Origin of the sequence: Cellulomonas cellasea, from assembly GCF_006538745.1 — a bacterium.
Lineage (GTDB): Bacteria > Actinomycetota > Actinomycetes > Actinomycetales > Cellulomonadaceae > Cellulomonas_A > Cellulomonas_A cellasea.
Genome location: NZ_BJLR01000022.1, coordinates 87,480 through 109,271 on the forward strand (window position 1 = coordinate 87,480; position 21,792 = coordinate 109,271).

The window sequence follows — 21,792 nt, forward strand, 5'->3', positions numbered from 1 at the left end:
GTTGTGTCCGTTGCACCGGCCCGACCGGGCACCGCAGCAGGACCACCGATCACCACGAGGAGACGCACCATGGGCTTCATCACCGTCGGCACCGAGAACTCCACGGACATCGAGCTGTACTACGAGGACCACGGCACCGGTCAGCCCGTCGTGCTCATCCACGGCTACCCGCTCGACGGGCACTCGTGGGAGAAGCAGACCGCGGCCCTCCTCGACAACGGTTTCCGCGTCATCACGTACGACCGCCGCGGCTTCGGGAAGTCGAGCAAGGTCACGAGCGGGTACGACTACGACACGTTCGCCGCGGACCTCAACACGGTCCTGGAGACCCTGAACCTCAACGACGTCGTGCTCGTCGGCTTCTCGATGGGCACCGGCGAGGTCGGCCGCTACCTCGGCACCTACGGCTCGGCGCGCGTCGCGAAGGCCGCGTTCCTCGCGTCGCTCGAGCCGTTCCTGCTGCAGACGGACGACAACCCGACGGGCGTCCCCGGCACGGTGTTCGAGGGCATCCGCGAGGCCGCGACGAAGGACCGCCACGCGTGGTTCGACAACTTCTTCGCCGACTTCTACAACCTCGACGAGAACCTCGGCTCGCGCCTGAGCGAGGCCGCGGTCCGCGGCAGCTGGAACGTCGCCGCGTCGTCCGCGCCGATCGCCGCCTACGCGGTCGTCTCGAGCTGGCTCACGGACTTCCGTGCCGACATCGAGAAGGTCGACGTGCCCTCGCTCATCCTGCACGGCACCGGCGACCGCATCCTGCCGATCGACGCCACCGCGCGGGAGTTCCGCAAGCGCCTGCCCGAGGCGACCTACGTTGAGATCGAGGGCGCGCCGCACGGCCTGCTCGCGACGCACCCGGACGAGGTCAACGAGGCGCTGCTCGCCTTCCTCGCGAGCTGACGCACCGCGGGGGCGGCCCGGGTGACCGGGCCGCCTCCGCGTCGGCCACCTACGATGGAGACGACATGACCACCACCCTGCCCTCCGGGGCGATCCCGTCGCGGCTCAGCCGCCTGCGCGACGTCCCGTCCGGCACGGTGGGGTCGTGAGCGCGACCACGGGGGGTGGGCGAGCAGTGAGCGACGACGCCACGACGCACAGCACACGCACGCGCCGGTCACGGGCCGACGGCGCACGACCGGACGCACCGCCGCCCGGGGCCGACGAGGACGTGCCGGGCGCACTCGAGGCGATGATCTGCTTCGACATCTACTCCGCGTCGCGCAACCTCACCTCGGTCTACCGGCCGCTGCTCGACGCGCTCGGCCTCACCTACCCGCAGTACCTCGTGATGCGCGTGCTGTGGTGCCAGGGCGAGCGCACCGTCCGCGAGCTCGTCGACGAGATCCAGCTCGACTACGGGACCCTCTCGCCCCTGCTCAAGCGGCTCGAGGCCGCCGGCCTGGTCGACCGCCGCCGCCGCGCCGACGACGAGCGCTCGGTCCTGGTCTCGCTCACCGCCAAGGGCGCCGAGCTGCAGGAGCGCAGCACGCAGGTGCCCGACGCGATCGGCGCGGCCCTCGACCTCACGCCCGAGGAGTCCGCGGACCTGCGCCGGCTGCTGCACAAGGTCAGCGCGAACACGCTGCGCGCCGCGCACTGACCGCGGGCACCGGGGGCGGGGGCGCGAGCGCACCGGCGGGCGGGCTCTCCCCCGACCCTGACGGTCGCCGCCGCCTCACCGCGGCGCCTGCCCGCGTGAGTCGCGCAGGCCGCGATCACGGGCGCGCCCGCAGTCGGCACGCGAGCAGTCGGCCACCTACCGTGGCCTGGCCACCCCGTCGACGAAGGGCCGGACATGGCCGCGCACCCCGCCCGCACCCACGACGCTCACGGGGGCCCACCCGCCTGGGCCGCGCAGCCGGCGTCGACCCGCACGCGCCCCCGGACCGCGGGCCGCCTCGCGCTCGGGGCGTTCCTCGCGTTCGCCGGGATCAGCCATCTCACGACGGCCCGCGAGGAGTTCCGGGCCCAGGTGCCGACGTGGGTCCCGCTCGACCCGGACACCGTCGTCGTGGCGTCGGGCGTCGTCGAGGTCGCGCTCGGGGCGGCGCTGATCGCGGTCGGCGGCCGGCACCGGGCGGTGGTCGGGTGGGTCGTCGCCGCGTTCTTCGTCGCCATCTTCCCCGGCAACATCTCCCAGCTCGTGACGCGCACGGACGCGTTCGGCCTCGACTCCGACGCCGCGCGGGCGGTGCGGCTGCTCTTCCAGCCGCTGCTCGTGGTCTGGGCGCTGTGGTCGACGGGTGCGTGGCGTGCGTGGCGTGAGCACCGCGCGAAGGCGTCCGCCGCGCGCTGACCGGATCGCCGTCTCCGGCGCCGGCGCCGGCGCCGGCGGACACGACAACCGCCGGGGCCGTCGCACACGAGACCTGCCCGTGCCGGTGCACGCCGGACGCGCGCGTGCGACGGTGGGACGGACCGGCCTGCACGGCGGACGACGACGCGAAGGACCCCCGTGGCGAACCGACTCGCAGCGAGCACGAGCCCCTACCTCCAGCAGCACCGCGACAACCCCGTCGACTGGTACGAGTGGGGCGACGAGGCGTTCGCGGAGGCGCGCCGGCGCGACGTGCCCCTGCTGATCTCCGTCGGGTACGCCGCGTGCCACTGGTGCCACGTCATGGCCCACGAGTCCTTCGAGGACGAGGCGACGGCGCTGCTGATGAACCGAGGCTTCGTCGCCGTCAAGGTCGACCGCGAGGAGCGCCCCGACGTCGACGCCGTGTACATGTCGGCCACGCAGGCGATGACCGGCCAGGGCGGCTGGCCCATGACGGTCTTCGCGACGCCCGACGGCGAGCCGTTCTTCTGCGGCACGTACTACCCGCCGCGCCCGGTGGGCGGCATGCCGTCGTTCCCGCAGGTGCTCCAGGCGATCGGGCAGGCGTGGACCGAGCAGCGCCACGACATCGAGCACAACGCCACTGCGTTGCGCGACGCGCTCGCCTCCGCGACGCCCGCGGGCGCCGGGGTCCCGGCCGCGCTCGCGCACGAGACCCTCGAGGGGAGGACGGCGACGGCGCTCGACGCGCTGGCGACCCAGTACGACGCGCGGTCCGGCGGCTTCGGCGGCGCACCGAAGTTCCCGCCGTCGATGGTGCTCGAGTGGCTCCTGCGCCGGCACGCCCGCACGGGCGACGAGCGTGCTCTCGCGATGGCCGAGGGCACCCTCGAGGCGATGGCGCGTGGCGGCATGGCGGACCAGCTCGGCGGCGGCTTCGCGCGGTACTCGGTCGACGCGACGTGGACGGTGCCGCACTTCGAGAAGATGCTCGACGACAACGCCGAGCTGCTGCGCGTCTACGCGCACTGGTGGCGCGCGACGGGCTCGGAGCTCGCGCGGCGGGTCGTCGAGGGCGCCGCCGGGTGGCTGCTGCGCGAGATGCGCACGCCCGAGGGCGGGTTCGCGGCGTCGCTCGACGCGGACACCCAGGGCGTCGAGGGTCTGACGTACGTGTGGACGCCGCAGGACCTCGTCGACGTCCTCGGGGCGGAGGACGGCGCGTGGGCCGCGGAGCTGTTCGGCGTCACGCCGGAGGGCACGTTCGAGCACGGGACGTCGGTCCTCGAGCTGCGCACCGACCCCGCGCCGGGCGAGCGCGGCCGGTTCGACGACGTGCGCGCGCGTCTCCTCGAGGCCCGGGACCAGCGCCCGCAGCCCGGTCGGGACGACAAGGTCGTCGCGGCGTGGAACGGGCTCGCGATCGCGGGCCTCGCCGACGCCGGTGCGCTGCTCGACCGGCCCGAGTGGGTCGACGCCGCGACGCGCGCCGCCGAGCTGCTGTGGTCGCTGCACGTCCGCGAGGGCGCGACCGGCCCGCGCCTGGCCCGCACGTCGCGCGACGGCGTCGTCGGCCGCTCCCCCGGTGTGCTCGCCGACTACGCCGACGTCGCCGAGGGCTACCTCACGCTGTTCTCCGCGACCGGCGACCCGGTCTGGTTCGAGCGTGCCGGCGCACTGCTCGGGACGGTGCTCGCGCACTTCCGGGACGACGCGGGCAGCTTCTGGGACACCGCCGACGACGAGACCGACGCCGTGCTGGCGCGGCTGCAGCGTCCGCAGGAGATCGCGGACGGCCCGTCACCGTCGGGACCGTCGGCCGCGGCCGGCGCGCTCCTGACCTATGCCGCGCTGAGCGGCTCCGCCGAGCACCGCGAGGCCGCCGAGCACGCGCTCGACCGTCCGCTGGCCGTCTCCGGACGCTTCCCGCGCGCGACGGGCTGGCCGCTCGCGCTCGCCGAGGCGGTGCTCGACGGCCCGCGCGAGGTCGCCGTCGTCGGGCACCCGGACGACCCGGCGACACATGCGCTCGTCACGGCGGCCCGCGCGGGGCTCGCACCGGGGGCGATCGTGGCCGTGGGCGGCGGCGACTCCGCCTTCCCAGCGCAGGCTGGGACGCCGGGGTCGCCTGAGGGGGACGATGCGGCCGCGGCGGGCGAGCACACCGTCCCGTTGCTGCGCGACCGCACCCTGCGGGACGGGCGCCCCACGGCGTACGTGTGCCGCGGCTTCGTGTGCGACCTGCCGGTCACCGACGCCGAGGCGCTGCGCCGCTCGCTGGGCGCGCGACCCGCCTGAGCGGGGTTGGAGCCGACCCCGGCGGGAGGCGTGGCGGGCGAGCGAGCGCCTGCGCCCGACGGCTGCCGCCGGGCGCGTCCCCGCGGGCCAGACCGTCCTGCGCCCGGGCGTCGCCCCGGCCGACTCAGCGGTCGCGCTTCTCCCGCACCGCGCGCTGGGCCTCGAGGTTGTCCTGCCGCTCGCGCAGCGCCTGGCGCTTGTCGTACTCCTTCTTGCCGCGCGCGAGCGCGATCTCGACCTTCGCGCGCCCGTCGAGGAAGTACAGCGCGAGCGGGACGATCGTCTGGCCCTTCTCGCGCGTCTTCGACGAGAGCCGGTCGATCTCGGTGCGGTGCAGCAGGAGCTTGCGCTTGCGCCGCGGCGCGTGGTTGGTCCACGTGCCCTGCGTGTACTCGGGGATGTGCACGCCCTCGAGCCACGCCTCGCCGTCGGTGATCTCGCACCAGCCGTCGATCAGCGAGGCGCGCCCGGCGCGCAGCGCCTTGACCTCGGTCCCGCTGAGCACGAGCCCCGCCTCGAAGACGTCCTCGATCAGGTAGTCGTGGCGCGCCTTCTTGTTGGACGCGACGAGCTTGCGCCCCGTGTCCTTCGCCATGACGGCAACCCTCTCGCTCACGGACGTCGGCGGATTCGCCGGTCGTCGAGCCTACCCCGCGAGCCGGGATCCGCCCGCAGGGATTACCGCGACCACCCGGGCGCGCCGGCCGACCGACGAGCCCGCCGGACGCCCGCCGGCGTCACATGCCGAGCAGCGGCCGCGGATTCGTGGTGCCGCCGTCGACGTACACCTCGAAGTGCAGGTGGCACGCGGCGGACGTGCCGGTGTTGCCCGCGTACCCGATGAGGTCGCCCGCGCCGACCTGGTCCCCGGCGCCGACGACGAAGCGGGTCATGTGGTTGTAGCTCGACATGAGCGAGTTCCCGTTGACGAGCCCGTGGTCGATCATCACCTGGTTGCCGAAGCCGAACCGGTACTGCGCCCACTGCACGGTCCCGGCGCGGCCCGCGTACAGCGGGGTGCCGCAGTAGGTCCGCAGGTCGATGCCGGCGTGCAGGCGCACGTAGCCGAGCGTCGGGTGCAGGCGCATACCGTAGTCGGACGTCACGTACGCGGGGTTGATGGACGTCGGGTTGCTGAACAGCCCGCGGCCGACCGGGCCGGCCTGCGCGGGCGGCGCCGCGGGGGCGGGCTTCCCGGCGGCCTTCGCGGCGGCGGCTGCTGCCTCGGCGGCGGCCTTCGCGGCGGCTTTCTGCTGCGCGGCGATGCTCGCGAGCTCGGCGGAGATCGCCGCGGCCTCGGCGTCCATCCGCTGCTGCTCGGCCTGCGCGGCCGCCTTCTGCGACTCGATGGTCGCCTTCTTGGCGGCCTGCTGGACGATGAGCTGCTCGACCTCGGCCTTGCGCGCCGCGGCCTCGTCCCGCGCGGCGTCGGCCTCGACGACCTTCTGGTCGGCCTCGGCCTTGAGCTCGGTGATGCGGGTGCGCACGGCCGTGAGGCGGGCCTGGCTGTTGCGGTTCTGCGCCTCGATGGCGCGCAGCTCGTCGAGCGCCTGCGTCTGGGTGCGCAGCGCCGTCGTCACGAGCCCGTACTGCGCGATGAAGTCCTCGGTGCTCTCCGCGTCGAGCACGATGTCCATGCTCGACGTGCCGGTGCCGCCCTTGTACGCCTCGCGGGCCATCTGGCCGATCGCGACGCGGATCTTCTGCCCGCGCTCGGTGTCGGCCGCCATCGTCGTGCCGATCGTGGCCTCCTGCTCCTCGGCGTCGACGAGCCGGGCCGCGATGAGCTCGGCCTCGCGCTCGGTGCGCTGGAGCGTCTCCTCGGCGGTCGCGAGCTCGGCCTGCGCGACGGGCAGGCGCTGCTCGACGACCTGCAGGTCGAGCACGGCCTGCGCGAGCTCGGCGTTGATGCCCTCGAGGGACGCGGCGACGCGCTCGCGGGCGGCCTTGTTCTCGGCGGCCTTCTGCTCGGCGGCGCGGCGCTGGTCGGAGAGCGGGTCGGCGAACGCGGAGCCGTGCACGGCGGCGAGCACCCCGAGCAGGCCGGCGACACCGGCGGCGACCACGCGGGTCGCGAACCGGCGCCGGTGGCGGGCGTGCTGCAGCTCTGTCATGTCACACCCTCGTGTAGCGGCTGAGCGTCACGACGGACGAGATCGCGGCGAGACCGATCGCGATCGCGACGAGGAACGGGGTCACGAACCACACGTCCGCCGTCGAGACGTACGGGATCCACTCGACCGACGCACCGAGCCAGTCCGTCACCAGATACTTCACGCCCACCCACAGCCCTGCCACCGCAAGCGCGGCGCCGATGGTCGCGGCGATGGCGCCCTCGAGCATGAACGGGAGCTGGATGAACAGGTTCGAGGCGCCGACGAGGCGCATGATCCCCGTCTCGCGGCGACGGCTCATCGCCGAGAGCCGGATGGTCGTGGTGATGAGCAGCACGGCCGCGAGCAGCATGACAGCGGCGAGGCCGGCCGAGAGCAGCGTCGCCCGGTTCAGCACCAGGAACAGCTTGTCGAACAGCGCGCGCTGGTCCTGGACCTCCTCGACGCCCTGCCGGCCGGTCAGCACGTCCGCGACGACCTGGTACTTCTCCGGGTCCGCGAGCTTGATCCGGTAGGAGGTGTTCATGTCGTCGACGGTCGTCTCCGCCGCCCACCACTGGTCCGAGAACTGCTTCTCGAACGCCGCGAACGCCTCCTCCTTCGACTCGAAGTAGATCTTCTCGACGTACGGGTCGATGTCCGGGGAGTCGAGCGCCTCCTGGATCGCGGCCTTCTGCTCCTCGGTGACCTCGCCCGCGGCGCACGTCGGCTCCGGCGAGTCACGGGGGCACAGGAAGACCGACACCTCGACCTTGTCGTACCAGTCGCCCTTCATCGCGTTGATCTGCAGCTGCAGGAGCGCGGCGGCGCCGACGAACGTCAGCGACACGAACGTCACGAGGACGACCGAGATGGACATCGACAGGTTCCGGCGCAGGCCGATGCCGATCTCGGAGAGGATGAACTGCAGTCTCACGGGGGTGCCCTCTCAGCGCGCCGAGCCGTACACACCGCGCGACTGGTCACGGACCAGCTCGCCGGAGGACAGCTCGATCACGCGCTTGCGCATCTGGTCGACGATCTCGTCGTCGTGCGTCGCCATGACCACGGTCGTGCCGGTCCGGTTGATCCGGTCGAGCAGCCGCATGATCCCGAGCGACGTGGTCGGGTCGAGGTTCCCCGTCGGCTCGTCGGCCAGCAGGATCGACGGCCGGTTGACGAACGCGCGGGCGATCGCGACGCGCTGCTGCTCACCGCCCGAGAGCTCGTGCGGGCGGCGCTTCTCCTTGCCCGCGAGGCCGACCATCTCGAGCGTGTCGGGGACCGTCGTGAGGATGTGGTGGCGCGGCTTGCCGATCACCTGGAGCGCGAACGCGACGTTCTCGAAGACCGTCTTGTTGGGCAGCAGGCGGAAGTCCTGGAACACCGCACCGATCTGGCGGCGCAGGTGTGGGACCTTCCACGACGAGAGCGTCGTGAGGTCCTTGCCGGCGACGAAGACCTTGCCGGCGGACGGGCGCTCCTCGCGCAGCACGAGCCGCAGGAAGGTCGACTTGCCCGACCCGGAGGCCCCGACGAGGAAGACGAACTCCCCGCGCTCGACCTCGAGGTCGACCGCGTCGAGGGCAGGCCTCGCGCCGCGCGCGTAGACCTTGGTGACGTTCTCGAATCGGATCACGGCTCGGGGCCAGTCTCGGGGGCAGGGATGGGGTGCGTGCTCTGGCCTCGTCCACCGTAGGCAGGCCCGGCGGCCGTTCGGCCCCAGACACGCCGCCGCCCCGGTGCCCCATCGAGCGCACCGGGGAACGTCACCCGGCGCGCGCGCCCGGTACGTCCCGGTACGTGCAGGTACGTCACAGCGATGAGCCCATCCCCCTGTTCGTGCTCCCCTGCCCGGTCGAGGTCGTCCCTCTTGTCGACCGGCGCACGCCCGTTCTGAGCAGTTCGCCCCTACGCGTCGGGCTGCTGCCCCCGGCGCCAGCGGATGCCGGCCTCGAGGAACCCGTCGATGTCGCCGTCGAACACCGCGGAGGTGTTGCCGACCTCGTACTCCGTCCGCAGGTCCTTGACCATCTGGTACGGGTGCAGCACGTAGGAGCGCATCTGCTCGCCCCAGCTCGCCTTGATGTCGCCGGCGAGGGCCTTCTTCGCGGCGTTCTCCTCGGCCTGGCGCACCAGGAGGAGGCGCGACTGCAGGACGCGCAGCGCGGCGGCGCGGTTCTGGATCTGCGACTTCTCGTTCTGCATGGACACGACGATTCCGGTGGGGATGTGCGTCATGCGGACCGCCGAGTCGGTGGTGTTGACGGACTGACCGCCCGGGCCCGACGAGCGGAACACGTCGACCTTGATCTCCGCCTCGGGGATCTCGACCGAGTCGGTCTGCTCGATGAGCGGGATGACCTCGACGGCCGCGAAGGACGTCTGGCGGCGGCCCTGGTTGTCGAACGGCGAGATGCGCACGAGGCGGTGCGTGCCGGCCTCGACGGACAGGTGCCCGAACGCGTACGGCACCTTCACCTCGAACGTCGCGGACTTGAGGCCCGCCTCCTCGGCGTACGACGTGTCGAGCACCGTCGTCGGGTAGCTGTGGCGCTCGGCCCAGCGCAGGTACATGCGCATGAGCATCTCGGCGAAGTCGGCGGCGTCGACGCCACCGGCCCCGGCGCGGATCGTGACGACGGCCTCACGCTGGTCGTACTCCCCCGCGAGCAGCGTGCGGACCTCGAGCTCCCCGAGGTCCTTGCGGATCCCGAGCAGCTCGGCCTCGGCCTCGGCGAGGGTGTCGGCGTCGCCGCCGTCCTCGGTCGCCATCTCGACGAGCGTCTCGAGGTCGTTGATGCGCCCGCGCAGCTTCTGCACGCGGTCGAGCTCGGCCTGCGCGACCGACAGCGCGGACGTGACCTTCTGCGCGGCGTCCGGGTCGTCCCACAGGTCCGGGGCCGACGCCTTCTCGGACAGGTCGGCGATCTTGGCCCGCAGCGCCGTCGGGTCGCTCACGGCCTGGATGGAGTCGAGCGTCGTACGCAGGTCGCGGAGCTCAGCGGGGAAGTCGGTGGTGGCCACGGGTGTCGAGGTTACCCGCTCGGTGCGCACGGACCACGCGCGGGGCACGCACTCACCACGCGCGCGCGATCGACTCGGCCTCGAGCACGATGCCGTCGGACCACGGGGCCGTGACCCAGCTGACGAGCGCGGGGCGCACCAGGGCGCGGAGCCGGACCTGCGCCGACCGGCCGTCGACGGCCGTCGCGTCGACGAGCTCGAGGCGCACGAACCGGTCGCTGATCTCGGGGTTCTCCGCGAGGTAGCCCCGGGCCGCGCCCTCGACCGCCCGGTCGGTCAGCAGGATCTGCCCGCCCGACGTCGTCCCGCCCGGGCCGCTCGGCTGGAAGTAGGCACCCGTCGAGAGCGCGTCGGCCGCCTCGAGGGCGGTCGCGTCGGCGGTCGCGAGCAGCCGCTTGCGGTCGAGGTGCACCCCGGTCGCCGAGACGACGACGGTGACCAGGAGCAGCGCGACGACGACCAGCCCGAGCGTGAGGACCGTCGTCTGCCCGTCGTCGGCACCGGCCCGCCCGAGCCACGACCTCCGCCGCGCCCGGGCCGTCACGACGACGCCCGGAACGTGTCGACGGCGGCGACGTGGTGCCCGACGACCGGGACGGACAGCGGGACGACGGACTGCACGAACGGCGGGACGAACGGCAGCGCCACGTCCACGGCGACGGACGTTGCGACGTCGCTGCCCGGCGCGAGGCACGGGCGGCTCGAGCAGCTGAGGGTCAGCGCCGCGGCGGGCTCGACCTCGTCGAACCCCTGGTCGCGCAGCGCGAGGCCGACGGACGCGAGCGCGCGCTGCTGCCCGAGCGACGCGTCGGCCGCCCGGACGTAGCTGCGGGCGGCCTCGCGCGCCGCACCCTCGGCGGCGAACGTCGCGGCCTGCACGCGGCCCAGCACGAGCACGAGGTAGAGCACGGGCAGGAGCAGCACGAGCGTCAGCGCCAGGAACTCGACGACGGCGCTGCCCTCGTCGGACGACGCCGGTGCGGCTGCGTCCGCCGGCACGCCCGCGGCTCCGCGGCTCACGGCGCCGCGTCCTCGGCGAGCGCGTGACCCGTGACCGTGAGCGCCCCGCCCGGCCCGAGCAGCCCCGCGACGGGCAGCGGCGCCGTCACCGTCACCTCGACGACGTCGAGCCCGTCGAGCCGTGTCCGGGCGGCCGAGACGTCCTGCGCGTAGCCGGCGGACAGGCTGCTCTCGATGAGCGCCCGGGTACGGGCGACACCGTCCTGCGGCGCGCGGTCCGCGAGCGCCGCGTACCGGGCGCCCTCGGCCGCGCAGTCGACGAGCGTGCTGCGCACGTGCTGGACGAGCGCGATCTGGACGACACCGGCGAAGAGCAGCGTGATGAGACCACCGACCAGCGCGAAGTCGACCGCTGCGGAGCCACGCTCGCGACCGCCCACCGCGTCGCACCCGACCGCGCGCTGCGCGAGGTGCTGCGCCGCGCGACGCATCCCGATCCCCGGCCCCGTCACGGCGTCAGTTGCCCGGGCCCTGCACGCTCGACAGCGAGTCCTCGAAGACCTCGGCGAGCCGGGGTCCGGCGACCGCCCACAGCGTCACGACGAGCCCCGCGGTCATGAGGGTCACGAGCACCCAGCCCGGCACGTCGCCGCGCTCGTGCCCGCCCGTCACGAACCGCGACCGGAGCCGCCGCAGGACGCCCGTCCCCCGCTGCGCCGCCGCGCGCCCGGTGGGCGTGGCCCGACCCTCAGCGCGGGTCGCTCCGGGTCGGGTGGTCGTCCGGTCGAGCATTCGGCTCGGTCTCATGGTTCTCCTCCAGGGTGCGCCGGCGCGGGACCGGGGTGGCACGGGCACGTCGGCGCGGCTCATCGGCCGACGTTCAGGACGGTCATGCTCGGGAACACCGCGAACAGCACGGTCACGGGCAGGATGAGGAAGACGACCGGGACCATCATCAGGACCTCCTTGCGCCCGCCGGACTCCATGAGGACGCGCCGCCCGTGCTCGCGGACGTCCTGCGCCTGCGCGCGGAGCACCTCGGCGAGGGGCGTGCCGCGCTCGACGGCCACCGCGACCCCGTCGGCGAACCGCGCGAGCGCGGGCAGCCCGGTGCGGTGCGCGAGCCGTTCGAGCGCGACGGTCAGCGGCGTGCCGGAGCGGGCGTCGGCGAGCGTCCGGGCGAGCTCGCCCGAGAGCTCGCCGCGCGTCGTCCGCACCACGCGCTCGAGCGCTCCGACCGCGCCCTCGCCCGCGCTCACCGACAGCGCCAGGAGCTCGGCGACGGTCGGCAGCTCGGCGAGCAGCCGCGTCTCCCGCGCGGCGACCTGACGCGAGAGCTGGTAGTCCCGGCCCAGGGCGCCCGTGGCACCGGCCAGCACCACGAGGACGACGAGCGGCGCGAGCGGCGCACCCCGCGTCGCGGCGAGCAGCAGCGCGACGAACAGCCCGCCCGCGAGCCCGAGCACGCCCCACACGACCTGGCCGGCGCGGAACTCCTCGACCGACTCCCGCCGACCGGCACGCTCCAGGCGCCGCCGGACGTCGGCCGTGGGGGACCCGAACCGCGCGACCACCCGGACGCCGTCGGCCATCACGGGCGCGATGAGTCGCTCGAGCGTCGGGAAGGGCGTGCGGACGACCGGCGCGCGCAGGAGCGTCGACGAGGAGCGCCGCGGGCGCAGGTACGGCGCGAGCCGGTCGTCGAGCCGGACCCGCCGCGCAGCGAGCCGCGACCACACGAGCGCCGCACCGCCGCCGCCGAGCAGCCCGATCCACGCCCCCAGCAGCGCCCCGCTCACCGCAGCACCCGCGGGTCCTCGGGCAGGCGCCCGATGCGCACCATGACGGCGTACGCGACGACCGAGCAGGCCGCACCGACCAGCAGCACGAGCCCCCCGGTCACCGAGTTGTACGCGTGCGCGGCCTCGGGTCGCGTGCCCAGGAGCGCGAGGATCAGCCACGGGGCCGCGACCGCGAGCCGGGCCGCGTACACCGTCCAGCTCTGCCGCGCCTCGAGCTCGCCGCGGGTGCGGGCGTCCTCCCGCAGGAAGCCGGAGAGCGTCCGCAGCAGCCGGCCGAGGTCCGTCCCGCCCACGTCGCGCGTGATCCGCAGGGCCTCCACGATCCGGTCGGCCACCGGGTCCGCGAGCCGGACCTTGAGCGCGTCGAGGCACTCGCCGAAGCGGCCGGTCGCGCGGTAGTCCTCGGCGAACGCCGCGAACGGCTCGCGCAGCTCGACCGGGCCGCGGTCGCCGAGCTGGCCGAGCGCCTCCGGCAACGAGAGCCCTGCGCGGATGCCCGAGCCCAGGTGGTCGACGATCTCCGGCCACACGTCGCGCAGCTGCGTGCGCCGCCGTCGGGCCCTCCCCCGGACGAGCGCCGACGGCGCCGCGCAGGCCATGACCGCGAAGCACGCCGCGATCGCGGGTGCGCGGGTCAGGGCCGAGCCCACGACGAGCACGACGACGCCCAGCGCGGCGCTCGTCGCCGCGAGCGCCCCGGGCGTCACCTGACCGGCACCCGCCTGCACCAGCAGGTCCTGCGTCCGCGCCTGCCAGCCGTCGCTGCGCCGCGTCCGGCGCACGGGCGCGGACCACAGGGACCACCACACGCAGCACAGCCCGGCGCCGAGCACGAGACCCAGGACGACTCCCACGGCGCGGCCTCAGCGCCCGGCGCGCAGCAGCGCGGGCAGGTCGATCCCGGCGCGCGCGAACCGCTCGGCGTGCGGCGGGTACCCCTCGCCGCGCACGAGTGTCTCGCCCTGGCGGTGGAACAGGTCCGCGAGCTCGACGACCCCGTTCTCGACGCGCCCCGGGACGCCGACCACCTCGAGCACCCGGCGGCGTCCGCGCGCGTCGAGGCCGAGGTGGACCACGACGTCGATCGAGCCGGCGACCGTCGGCACGACGAACCGGTCGGACACGTTCTCCCCGGCGAGGAGCGGGAGCGTGCACAGCTTCGTGATGGCCTCGCGCGCCGAGTTGGCGTGCAACGTGCACATGCCGGGAACGCCGGCGTTGAGGGCCACGAGCAGGTCGAGCGCCTCGGCCTCGCGCACCTCGCCGACCACGATCCGGTCGGGGCGCATGCGCAGCGCCTCCTTCACCAGGCGGCGCAGCGGGATCTCGCCGGTCCCCTCGAGGCTGGGCTGCCGGCACTGCAGCCCGACGACGTCGCGGTGCAGGAGACGCAGCTCGAAGACCTCCTCGCACGTGACGATCCGCTCGCGCGCCGGGATCGAGCCCGCGAGCGCGCCGAGCATCGTCGTCTTGCCGGCCTGCGTGGACCCGGCGACGAGCACGTTGAGGCCGACCCGGACCGCGGCGTCGAGGAAGCTCGCCGCCGCGGGGGTCAGCGAGCCCAGCGTCACCATGTCGTCGAGGTCACGGGCCCGGGCGACGTACTTGCGGATGTTCACGGCCCAGTGCCGGCGGGTGACGTCGGGGATGACGACGTGCAGGCGCTCGCCCCCGGGCAGGCTCGCGTCGACGAACGGGCTCGACAGGTCGAGCCGGCGGCCCGACGTCTTGAGCATCTGCTCGACGAGGTCGCGGACCTGCCCCTCGGTCAGGATCGTGGTCGTGAGCTCCGGCTCGCCGCGGCGCGCCACGAAGACCTGCTCCGGGGCGTTGATCCAGATCTCCTCGACCTCGGGGTCGTCGAGGTAGCGCTGCAGCGGCCCGAGCCCCGCGACCGCGTCGAGCACGGCCTTGAGCGCGGCCGGCGGGTCGGGCAGCACCGGGACCGACCCGAGCAGGCTGCGCTCGTCGTAGTCCGCCAGGACGTCGGCGACGAGTGCCTGGACGCCGCGCCGGTCGCGCAGCGGGTCGAGCCCGCGGCGACGGATGAGCGCGCGCACCTCGGTCTCGAGGATCTCGACCCCGTCCACGCTGCCCCCTGCCGTCGCCGCACTGCGCCGACCCGACAATAGGGAGGATCCGGACATCGCGTGCCCGGTTGTCCACACCCCGGATCCGCCACCGCCCGGCTCTCAGGGGCGACAGGACGCCGAGGAGCCCCGCCCCCGCCCGGCCCGCTAGCGTGGGAACGTGAACATCCCAGCTCCGTCCGGACGTCAGTACCACCTCGCGCGCGGTGACCAGCACGCCACGATCGCGGAGGTGGGCGCCAGCATCCGCGAGTACTCGGTGGGTGGCCGCGACGTCGCGCTCCCGTTCGACAAGGAGCAGATCGCGCCCGCGTACTCGGGCGCCGTCCTCGCGCCGTGGCCCAACCGCCTGACCGACGGGCAGTACACGTTCGACGGCGTCGAGCACCAGGTCCCCGTGAACGAGCCGGGCCGCATGACCGCGCTGCACGGCCTCGTCTCGCACGCGCGCTTCACGCCGAGCAGCCCCGTCTCGGACACGTCGGTGACGCTCGAGCACGAGGTCGTCCCGACGCTCGGCTACCCGTTCCCGGTCCGCGTGCGCGCGACGTACGCGCTGACCGACGAAGGGCTGGAGGTGCTGGTCACCGCGACGAACCTCGGGCAGCACGCCGCGCCGTACGGCGTCGGGTTCCACCCGTGGCTCTCCCCCGGCGACGCCGCGGTGGACGACTGCACGATCCAGGTCGACGCCGCGACGCGCGTGCTCGTCGACGACCGCCTCCTGCCCACCGGCACCGCGCCGCTCGGCGCCGACGACGACATGCGCACGCCCCGCCCGCTCGCCGGCTTCGCGCTCGACGACGCGTTCGTGGAGGTCGTCCGCGACGACGACGGCCTCGCCTGGATCAAGCTGGCCTCACCCGACGGGCGCACGTCCGCGGTCTGGATGGACGACACGATGGACACCTGGCAGGTCTGCACGGGCAACGACATCCCCGGGATCATGCGCCGCGGCGTCGCGTGCGAGCCCATGAGCTGCATCGCGGACGCGTTCCGCACCGGCGAGCGCCTGGTGCGCCTCGAGCCGGGCGCGAGCCACACGGTGCGCTGGGGCATGCGCCTGCTCTAGGCGCGCAGCCGTGCAGCACCGGCTGCGGAGACGGCCGGGGACGACGCCCGCATGTGGCGCGCTGCGGGGGGTCGCCGGGCAGGCGACCCCCCGCTCCCCCGGACCTCGGTACGAGCGTGTCGATCTCAGAAGCCGAGGCCCGTGTCGAGCGCGGCCTGGCCCTGCTCGGGCGAGGCGAAGGTGTCGCTCTCGACGGTGATGATCGCCTGGACCGGTTCGCCCGCGAGCACCTGGTCGACGACGTCGACCACGATGTCGCCGAAGAACGGGTTGTACTGGGCGACGAAGCTCAAGTCTCCCGCAGCCAGGGCCTGGAGCGCGCCGGTCGTGCCGTCGATCGTGGCGATCTTGACGTCGGTGCCCGGGTCGAGGCCGGCGGCGGCCACGGCCTGGGCGGCGCCGATTCCCATCTCGTCGTTCTGGGCGAAGATGAACTGGATGTCGTTGTCGTGGGCCTGGAGGACAGCCTCGACGACGGCCCTGGCCTCGTCGGTCTTCCAGTTGGCCGTCTGCGCACCGACCTTGGTCAGGCCCGGCGCGGTGCTGACGATGGCGTCGAAGCCCTCGTTGCGCTCCTGGACGACCGACAGCCCGGGGACACCCTCGAGCACGAAGTAGTTCCCTCCCTCGACGAACGTCTCGACGGCCCACAGGCCCACCGCGAGCGCGACCTTGAAGTTGTCGGGCGCGATGCGGGCGGCGTAGAGGTCTTCACTGGCGTCGACCCCGCGGTCGACCAGGATGACCGGGATCTCCGCCTCCTGGGCGCGCGCGAGCGAACCCTCCCAGCCCGAGGCCTCCGTGGCGGTGAGGAGGATGACGTCCACCCCGTCGGCGACGAACGTGGCGAACGCGTCCAGCTGCGACGCCTGGTCGCTGGGGCTCGCGGCGGGCGCGTACCGGAGCTCGAAGCCCGCCCCCGGGGTGAACGCGTCCCGGACCGCCTGCTCGTTGGCGTTGCGCCAGCCGCCCTCGGGACCGACGGCCACGAAGCCGACCGTCGTCATGCCGTCGTCGCGGGGGTCGCTGCCCACGTCCTCGCCCGCGACGTCACCGCCGGCGCAGCCGGCGAGACCCAGCAGGACCGCCCCCGCAGCGACCATGCCGAGCGCTCCCGAGATCCGCTTCGTGCCTGCCACATCTCCTCCTTGAGATCACCCGGCGTGCCCACGCCCGGTGTAGTCCGCGAGGCGGTGATCACCCCGCGCGCACGAGAGTGTGAGCGCTCACACACCGATCTCAGGAGACAAAAGCGTTTAACCTCGCAAATAACTCAGAGCATGAGATTCCGGACACGCGGCAGGGCATACCCCCGAGGGACCGAGGCTCGACCTGTTGCGCTCGGCGCCGCGACCCGGCACACCACGCGGCCCGTCAGCGGCTCCAGCGCCGCTCGATCCACCGCCCGGTGCACTCAGGGCGAGGGGCGACGCGGCTCAGTGCGAGCGGCGCGACCGCGTCGCACGACGGCGGACGTCAGCCGTAGAACTCGCCGTCCTCCTGGACGCCCTTCGTGTACTCCCAGTGCCAGCGCTCGTACGGGCCGCTGCCGCCCGGGCGGGCCCACGCGGGGTTGTCCCAGCCGAAGGACGGGGCGTTCTCGTTGAGCCACGTCCACTTGGCGCCCGTGGTCTCCGAGGAGCACAGGTCGACCGCGAGGCCCCAGCCGTGGTTGCTCTTGCCGGGGGCCGCCGCGAGGCCGCCCTTCTGGGCCTTGACCGACCGCTGCTGCGCGAGCGTCCGGTAGCCGCTCGACAGGCACATGTCGACGCCGAAGCGCGCGATGAACGCCTGGTTGAGGACCGCGAGCGACACGGCAGCGTCGGCGCGCAGCTGGGTCTTGCCCTCCCAGAGCGTGCACAGGTCCTCGGTCGCGAGCAGGCCGTTGGCGCCGGCCGCACGGGTCGCGCCGTCGCAGCCCGCGAGCGGCTCGCGCTCCTCGCTGCGGCTCGCAGAGAGCTCGGAGCGCATCGGGCTCGCGTCCGCGGACACGAGCGACGCCGGGGGAAGCCCCGAGGCGGTCGACGCGGTGAGCGCCTCGACGGTGTCGGGCAGCTCGGCCTCGACGACCGCGGGGTCCCCGAAGTCTCCGCCGCCCGGGAGCGCGTTCTCGACGACCGGCACGACGACGGTGACGCCGAGCAGCGCGGCGACGACGCCGGTCCGGGCGGCCCAGGTGCCGCCGCGCGGGCCGTGCGCGATGCCCCTCGCGGGCGCGCTCGCCGCGGAGCGCTTCACGCGGGCCGGGCCGGGCTCGGACGAGCGCGCGGCGCGGCGCGACCGGACGGGGACGACGTGCGCGTCGGACGCCGCCGGGGCGTCGTGCGCGGACGGCTCGTCGAGCGTCGCGGGGATCACGTGGGTCGTGTCGGCGTCCGGGGTGCGCGGGACGACGCGGGTCTCCTCGACCGCCGGCGTGCGCGGCACGACGCCGGTCTCGTCGGCGGCCGGCGTGCGCGGGACGACGTGCGTCTCGCGGAGCGCGCCGTCGCGCTGCGGAGCTGCCGGGGCCTCGGGCGCGCTCCCACGGCGCACCACGCGGGTCTCCTCGACGGCAGGGCGACCGGCGACGCGGGCCTGCTCGACGGCGGCCAGGCCGGCGGCGCGGACCTCCTCGATCGCGGCACGGCCGGGGACGCGGGTGTCCTCGACCGCGGGACGGCCGGCGGCGGGAGGCGCCTCGACGGCGGGACGGCGGGCGGCCCGGGTCGCGCCACCGGCAGACGCACGCGGCGCTGCGGGGGCGTCCCCGACGCTCGACCAGCGGGTGACGCGGGTCTCGTCGGCGGCAGCGGTCCGAGGGGCCACGCGGGTCTCGTCGGCGGCAGCGGTCCGAGGCGCCACGCGGGTCTCGTCGACGGCGCGGATCTCGCGCAGGCTCGCCCGGGAGGCGACGCGGGTCGGACCCGCCTGGGGTGCCGCACCCGCGGGGGGCACCGGGCCGCCGCGGGTCTCCGTGACCGGGCCGGCGGGGCCGCGGTGCAGGACGCGTGCCGTGTCCGGGGACGTGGCCCGCGCGAGGAGTCGCGGCTCGTCGGCGACCGTCCCGCGCGGGACGGCGAGCGTCGCGACAGGTGCGGCCTGGCCCCACGTCTCGCCGGCGCGGACCGCGGGCTCGGTGCCGCGCGGGGTGCGTGTGGGCTCCGGCGCGAGGGACGGCACGGGGGCGGCTGCCGCCGCAGCGGCGAGGGCGGCCTGGCGGGCCTTCTCGGCCTCACGGAGCTGACGACGCGAGACGGGGGCCGCGGGAGCGGGCTCGAGCGGGTCGGACCCCACGGAACCTCCGCTCACGACTGGTCGGGACAGGACGACTGCCAGGTGACCGCACGGCCGGACGACATCCGGCTGCAGGGTGCGTCACGAAACCATAACGGACGGTCAGGGACGATCCAACCCCGTTGGACGGGCGTCCAGGAGCCGTCCGGGACGCCCGCCGCGGGTGAACAACGCACGAACAACGCGTGCACCACCCCGGTCAGAGCTGCTGGCGCTGCATCGCGTCACGGACCTCGCCCACGAGCTCCTCGAGGATGTCCTCGAGGAACACCACACCGACGGCGCGGCCGTCGATGTCCACCCGCGCGAGGTGCGAACCCGACCGCTGCATGGCGCCGAGCGCCGTCTCGACCTCGTCGTCGGGGCCGACGACCGCGAGCGCCCGCACCCGCCACGCCGGGACCGCCATGGTGCGGTTCGTCGCGTCGGCGTACAGGACGTCCTTGAGGTGCAGGTAGCCGCTGATCACGCCGTTCTGGCTCCCGACGGGGAACCGGCTGTAGCCCGTGCGAGCCACGAGGCGCTCGATCTCGTCGGGCGTCGCGCCCTCGGGGGCCATGACGAGGTCGTCGACGGGGATCATGACCTCGGCGGCGGTCTTGTCGGAGAACTCGATCGCGCCGGACAGCAGCCCCTGGGAGTCGTCGAGCAGACCCTCGGCCTGCGAGCGCTCGACGATGGACTGGACCTCCTCGGCGGTGAACGCGGAGGCGACCTCGTCCTTGGGCTCGACGCCGAACGCCCGCAGGACGTGGTTCGCGAGCCAGTTGAGCGCGTGGATGAGCGGGCGCACGACCCGGCCGAGCCACACGAGCGGCGGCCCGAACCACAGCACGGCCTTGTCGGGGCTCGACACCGCAAGGTTCTTGGGGACCATCTCGCCGAGGACGACGTGCAGGTACACGACGATCAGCAGCGCGACGACGAACGCGATCGGGTGCGCGAGGTCGGTGCTGACGCCGAGCGCGTGCAGCGGGTCCTCGATGAGGTGCGCGATCGCGGGCTCGGCGACGACGCCGAGGCTCGTCGAGCACACGGTCACGCCGAGCTGCGCGCACGCGAGCATGAGCGAGACGTGCTCCATGGCCCACAGGACCGTCTTGGCGCGCCGGTCCCCGGCGGCGGCGAGCGGCTCGATCGCGCTGCGGCGCGCGGAGAGGATGGCGAACTCGGCGCCGACGAAGAAGGCGTTGCCGGCGAGCAGCAGGACGCCGAGGAGGAGTGCGACCTCGGAGCTCATGCGCGCTCACCCCCGCGTGCGCCGGACGTGCGCGGGGCGTCGTCGCTCTCGTCGTCGGGCTCGTCGGGCGCGGCCTGCACGACGAGACGCTCGACCCGCCGGCCCTGCATCTGCTCGACGCGCAGCCGGACGCCGTCGACGACGACCTCGTCACCGACCTGCGGCACGCGGCCGAGCACGGCCATGACGAGCCCGCCGAGCGTCTCGTAGGGGCCGTCGTCGGGCACGGTCAGGCCGGTCACCTCGGTGAGCTCGTCGGGGCGCAGCAGCCCGGGCAGCGCCCAGGAGCCGTCGATGCGCCGGGCGCTCGTCGCGCGCCGGCGGTCGTGCTCGTCGGCGACGTCCCCGACGAGCTCCTCGATGACGTCCTCGAGCGTCACGACGCCGGAGGTGCCGCCGTACTCGTCGACCACGACGGCCATCTGCAGCCCGAGGTCGCGCAGCTCGACGAGCAGCGGGCCGAGCCGGACGGTCTCGGGGACGCGCGGGGTCTCGACCATGAGCGCGGCGACGGGGACCTCGGGGCGCCGGTCGAACGGCACGCCGATCGCGCGGCGCAGGTGGACGACGCCCACGATGTCGTCGCGGCTCTCGCCGATCACGGGGAACCGCGAGTGACCCGTCTCGCGCGCACGGGTCATGACGTCGGCCGCGGTGTGCTCGCGGCGCAGCACGACCATGCGCTGGCGGTCGGTCATGACGTCGACGGCGGTGAGCTCCTCGAAGTCGATCGAGTTGGTCAGCAGCGTCGCGGTCGACTCGTCGAGCGTCCCGACGGCCGCGGACCGACGCACGAGCGACGCGAGCTCCTGCGGCGACCGCCCGCCCGAGAGCTCCTCGCGCGGCTCGACGCCGACGCGGCGCAGGAGCGCGTTGGCGCTGCCGTTGAAGAACGCGATGACGGGGCGCAGCGCCGTCGTGAACGCCCGCTGCAAGGGCGCGACGGCGCGCGCGGTGCCGAGCGGGTGGCTCAACGCGAAGTTCTTGGGGACGAGCTCGCCGAACAGCATCGAGAAGCCGTTGACCAGGATGATCGCGAGGAGCACGGACACCGCTCCCCCGACGGCCGCTCCGAGGAACGAGTCGGCGAGCACGCCGCCGAACATCCGGCCGACCGCGGGCTGCGTCGTGTAGCCGAGCAGGATGGTCGTCACGGTGATGCCGACCTGCGCTCCGGAGAGCTCGGTCGAGAGCCGGCGCAGGGCCTTGACGACGGACTGCCCGCGCTTGTCGTCGGGCCGGGTGTCCTTCTCGACGAGGCCCGGGTCGAGGGTCACGAGCGCGAACTCGCTCGCGACGAACACGGCGGTGCCGGCGGTCAGGAGGACGCCGAGGCCGACGAGGAGCCACTCGGTCAGCACGCGGACCTCCCGGCGGCGGGGACGCTGCTGTCACCGACGGGACGGCGCACGGCCGACGGACCGCACGGCACGGCGGCGGTCGTCAGGGCACGGGGGACGAGGGCAGTGGAGGGGCCGGCATGGTCGCACCCGGGCTCGGAGGCCCGGGCAGGACGCCGGCAGCTACTTGAGCTGCTCATGGTCGGACCATCGTACGGAACGTCGGACCGCGCGGCATCCGGCGTGCGCCCGCGGCACAGGATCGGCACGGGCGGCGGGTGCGTCGCGGGCCGACGGGCCTGTGCCA

Annotated in this window: 21 protein-coding genes; 5 read left to right on the forward strand and 16 right to left on the reverse strand. The window is 74.3% G+C overall.

Going from position 1 to position 21,792, the window contains the following annotated elements; all coding sequences use genetic code 11:
- The first annotated feature begins 69 nt into the window (after positions 1-69).
- The 4 genes from CCE01nite_RS12595 to CCE01nite_RS12610 all read left to right on the forward strand — a co-directional run bounded on the left by CCE01nite_RS12595 (position 70) and on the right by CCE01nite_RS12610 (position 4,585).
- A complete protein-coding gene (locus tag CCE01nite_RS12595) occupies positions 70-903 on the forward strand; it encodes an alpha/beta fold hydrolase (RefSeq protein ID WP_034624650.1) in 834 nt (277 codons plus the stop codon).
- 145 nt (positions 904-1,048) lie between these two features.
- Complete coding sequence (locus tag CCE01nite_RS12600; RefSeq protein ID WP_307722741.1) at positions 1,049-1,606, forward strand: MarR family winged helix-turn-helix transcriptional regulator; 558 nt, start codon at positions 1,049-1,051, stop codon at positions 1,604-1,606.
- A gap of 195 nt (positions 1,607-1,801) precedes the next feature.
- A complete protein-coding gene (locus tag CCE01nite_RS12605; RefSeq protein ID WP_052103347.1) occupies positions 1,802-2,302 on the forward strand; it encodes a DoxX family protein in 501 nt (166 codons plus the stop codon).
- 159 nt (positions 2,303-2,461) lie between these two features.
- A complete protein-coding gene (locus tag CCE01nite_RS12610) occupies positions 2,462-4,585 on the forward strand; it encodes a thioredoxin domain-containing protein (RefSeq protein WP_034624649.1) in 2,124 nt (707 codons plus the stop codon).
- A 124-nt stretch (positions 4,586-4,709) separates the two neighbouring features.
- On the opposite strand, the gene smpB is transcribed toward CCE01nite_RS12610, so the two are convergent.
- The 12 genes from smpB to CCE01nite_RS12670 form a co-directional block, all read right to left on the reverse strand.
- Positions 4,710-5,180 carry an SsrA-binding protein SmpB gene (smpB, locus tag CCE01nite_RS12615; RefSeq protein WP_034624648.1) on the reverse strand — a complete coding sequence of 157 codons (471 nt, stop codon included), beginning with the start codon at positions 5,178-5,180 and terminating at the stop codon, positions 4,710-4,712.
- A gap of 142 nt (positions 5,181-5,322) precedes the next feature.
- Positions 5,323-6,699: a M23 family metallopeptidase gene (locus CCE01nite_RS12620; protein ID WP_084142411.1), complete on the reverse strand. Its 1,377-nt coding sequence runs from the start codon at positions 6,697-6,699 to the stop codon at positions 5,323-5,325.
- A 1-nt stretch (position 6,700) separates the two neighbouring features.
- Complete coding sequence (gene ftsX / locus CCE01nite_RS12625) at positions 6,701-7,615, reverse strand: permease-like cell division protein FtsX (protein ID WP_034624647.1); 915 nt, start codon at positions 7,613-7,615, stop codon at positions 6,701-6,703.
- Between the two features lie 12 nt (positions 7,616-7,627).
- Positions 7,628-8,317, reverse strand: a complete 690-nt coding sequence (gene ftsE, locus CCE01nite_RS12630; protein ID WP_034624646.1) for a cell division ATP-binding protein FtsE — start codon at positions 8,315-8,317, stop codon at positions 7,628-7,630.
- A gap of 272 nt (positions 8,318-8,589) precedes the next feature.
- Positions 8,590-9,705 (reverse strand): peptide chain release factor 2, encoded by a 1,116-nt coding sequence (prfB, locus tag CCE01nite_RS12635; protein ID WP_034624645.1) that lies wholly within the window; start codon positions 9,703-9,705, stop codon positions 8,590-8,592.
- Positions 9,706-9,757: 52 nt separating this feature from the next.
- The gene (locus CCE01nite_RS12640; protein WP_034624644.1) at positions 9,758-10,249 is read right to left on the reverse strand and encodes a pilus assembly protein TadG-related protein; all 492 of its coding nucleotides are present in this window, start codon (positions 10,247-10,249) and stop codon (positions 9,758-9,760) included.
- Entirely contained in the window at positions 10,246-10,725 is a 480-nt protein-coding gene (locus CCE01nite_RS12645; protein WP_246056514.1) for a pilus assembly protein, read from the reverse strand. The genes CCE01nite_RS12640 and CCE01nite_RS12645 overlap by 4 nt, the downstream gene beginning before the upstream one ends.
- On the reverse strand, positions 10,722-11,177 hold the full coding sequence (locus tag CCE01nite_RS12650) for a TadE/TadG family type IV pilus assembly protein (RefSeq protein ID WP_246056516.1): 456 nt from the start codon (positions 11,175-11,177) through the stop codon (positions 10,722-10,724). The genes CCE01nite_RS12645 and CCE01nite_RS12650 overlap by 4 nt, the downstream gene beginning before the upstream one ends.
- A 4-nt stretch (positions 11,178-11,181) precedes the next feature.
- Positions 11,182-11,457, reverse strand: a complete 276-nt coding sequence (locus tag CCE01nite_RS12655; protein ID WP_371861043.1) for a hypothetical protein — start codon at positions 11,455-11,457, stop codon at positions 11,182-11,184.
- Positions 11,458-11,531: 74 nt separating this feature from the next.
- Positions 11,532-12,464: a type II secretion system F family protein gene (locus CCE01nite_RS12660; RefSeq protein WP_034624643.1), complete on the reverse strand. Its 933-nt coding sequence runs from the start codon at positions 12,462-12,464 to the stop codon at positions 11,532-11,534.
- Complete coding sequence (locus tag CCE01nite_RS12665) at positions 12,461-13,321, reverse strand: type II secretion system F family protein (RefSeq protein WP_034624642.1); 861 nt, start codon at positions 13,319-13,321, stop codon at positions 12,461-12,463. Before CCE01nite_RS12665 ends, CCE01nite_RS12660 begins: the two co-directional genes overlap by 4 nt.
- 9 nt (positions 13,322-13,330) lie before the next feature.
- Positions 13,331-14,557, reverse strand: a complete 1,227-nt coding sequence (locus CCE01nite_RS12670) for a TadA family conjugal transfer-associated ATPase (protein ID WP_034624641.1) — start codon at positions 14,555-14,557, stop codon at positions 13,331-13,333.
- Between the two features lie 160 nt (positions 14,558-14,717).
- On the opposite strand from CCE01nite_RS12670, the gene CCE01nite_RS12675 reads away from it, so the two are divergent.
- Positions 14,718-15,629 carry an aldose 1-epimerase family protein gene (locus tag CCE01nite_RS12675; protein ID WP_034624640.1) on the forward strand — a complete coding sequence of 304 codons (912 nt, stop codon included), beginning with the start codon at positions 14,718-14,720 and terminating at the stop codon, positions 15,627-15,629.
- Positions 15,630-15,754: 125 nt separating this feature from the next.
- On the opposite strand, the gene CCE01nite_RS12680 is transcribed toward CCE01nite_RS12675, so the two are convergent.
- From CCE01nite_RS12680 to CCE01nite_RS12695, 4 genes are all read right to left on the reverse strand, one after another.
- Complete coding sequence (locus tag CCE01nite_RS12680; RefSeq protein WP_034624639.1) at positions 15,755-16,768, reverse strand: substrate-binding domain-containing protein; 1,014 nt, start codon at positions 16,766-16,768, stop codon at positions 15,755-15,757.
- Positions 16,769-17,105: 337 nt separating this feature from the next.
- Positions 17,106-18,905, reverse strand: coding sequence for a M15 family metallopeptidase (locus CCE01nite_RS22405; protein ID WP_141372454.1), 1,800 nt, complete (start codon positions 18,903-18,905; stop codon positions 17,106-17,108).
- 199 nt (positions 18,906-19,104) lie between these two features.
- Positions 19,105-20,145, reverse strand: a complete 1,041-nt coding sequence (locus tag CCE01nite_RS12690) for a hemolysin family protein (protein WP_141372456.1) — start codon at positions 20,143-20,145, stop codon at positions 19,105-19,107.
- The gene (locus CCE01nite_RS12695; RefSeq protein ID WP_141372458.1) at positions 20,142-21,506 is read right to left on the reverse strand and encodes a hemolysin family protein; all 1,365 of its coding nucleotides are present in this window, start codon (positions 21,504-21,506) and stop codon (positions 20,142-20,144) included. The genes CCE01nite_RS12690 and CCE01nite_RS12695 overlap by 4 nt, the downstream gene beginning before the upstream one ends.
- Positions 21,507-21,792 lie beyond the last annotated feature (286 nt).

Bases quoted from the DNA above. Each gene is read 5' to 3' on its own strand.
- CCE01nite_RS12595 (WP_034624650.1), top strand. From the start codon at position 70: ATGGGCTTCATCACCGTCGGCACCGAGAACTCCACGGACATCGAGCTG.
- CCE01nite_RS12605 (WP_052103347.1), top strand. From the start codon at position 1,802: ATGGCCGCGCACCCCGCCCGCACCCACGACGCTCACGGGGGCCCACCC.
- smpB (WP_034624648.1), bottom strand. From the start codon at position 5,180: ATGGCGAAGGACACGGGGCGCAAGCTCGTCGCGTCCAACAAGAAGGCG.
- CCE01nite_RS12620 (WP_084142411.1), bottom strand. From the start codon at position 6,699: ATGACAGAGCTGCAGCACGCCCGCCACCGGCGCCGGTTCGCGACCCGC.
- CCE01nite_RS12655 (WP_371861043.1), bottom strand. From the start codon at position 11,457: ATGCTCGACCGGACGACCACCCGACCCGGAGCGACCCGCGCTGAGGGT.
- CCE01nite_RS12690 (WP_141372456.1), bottom strand. From the start codon at position 20,145: ATGAGCTCCGAGGTCGCACTCCTCCTCGGCGTCCTGCTGCTCGCCGGC.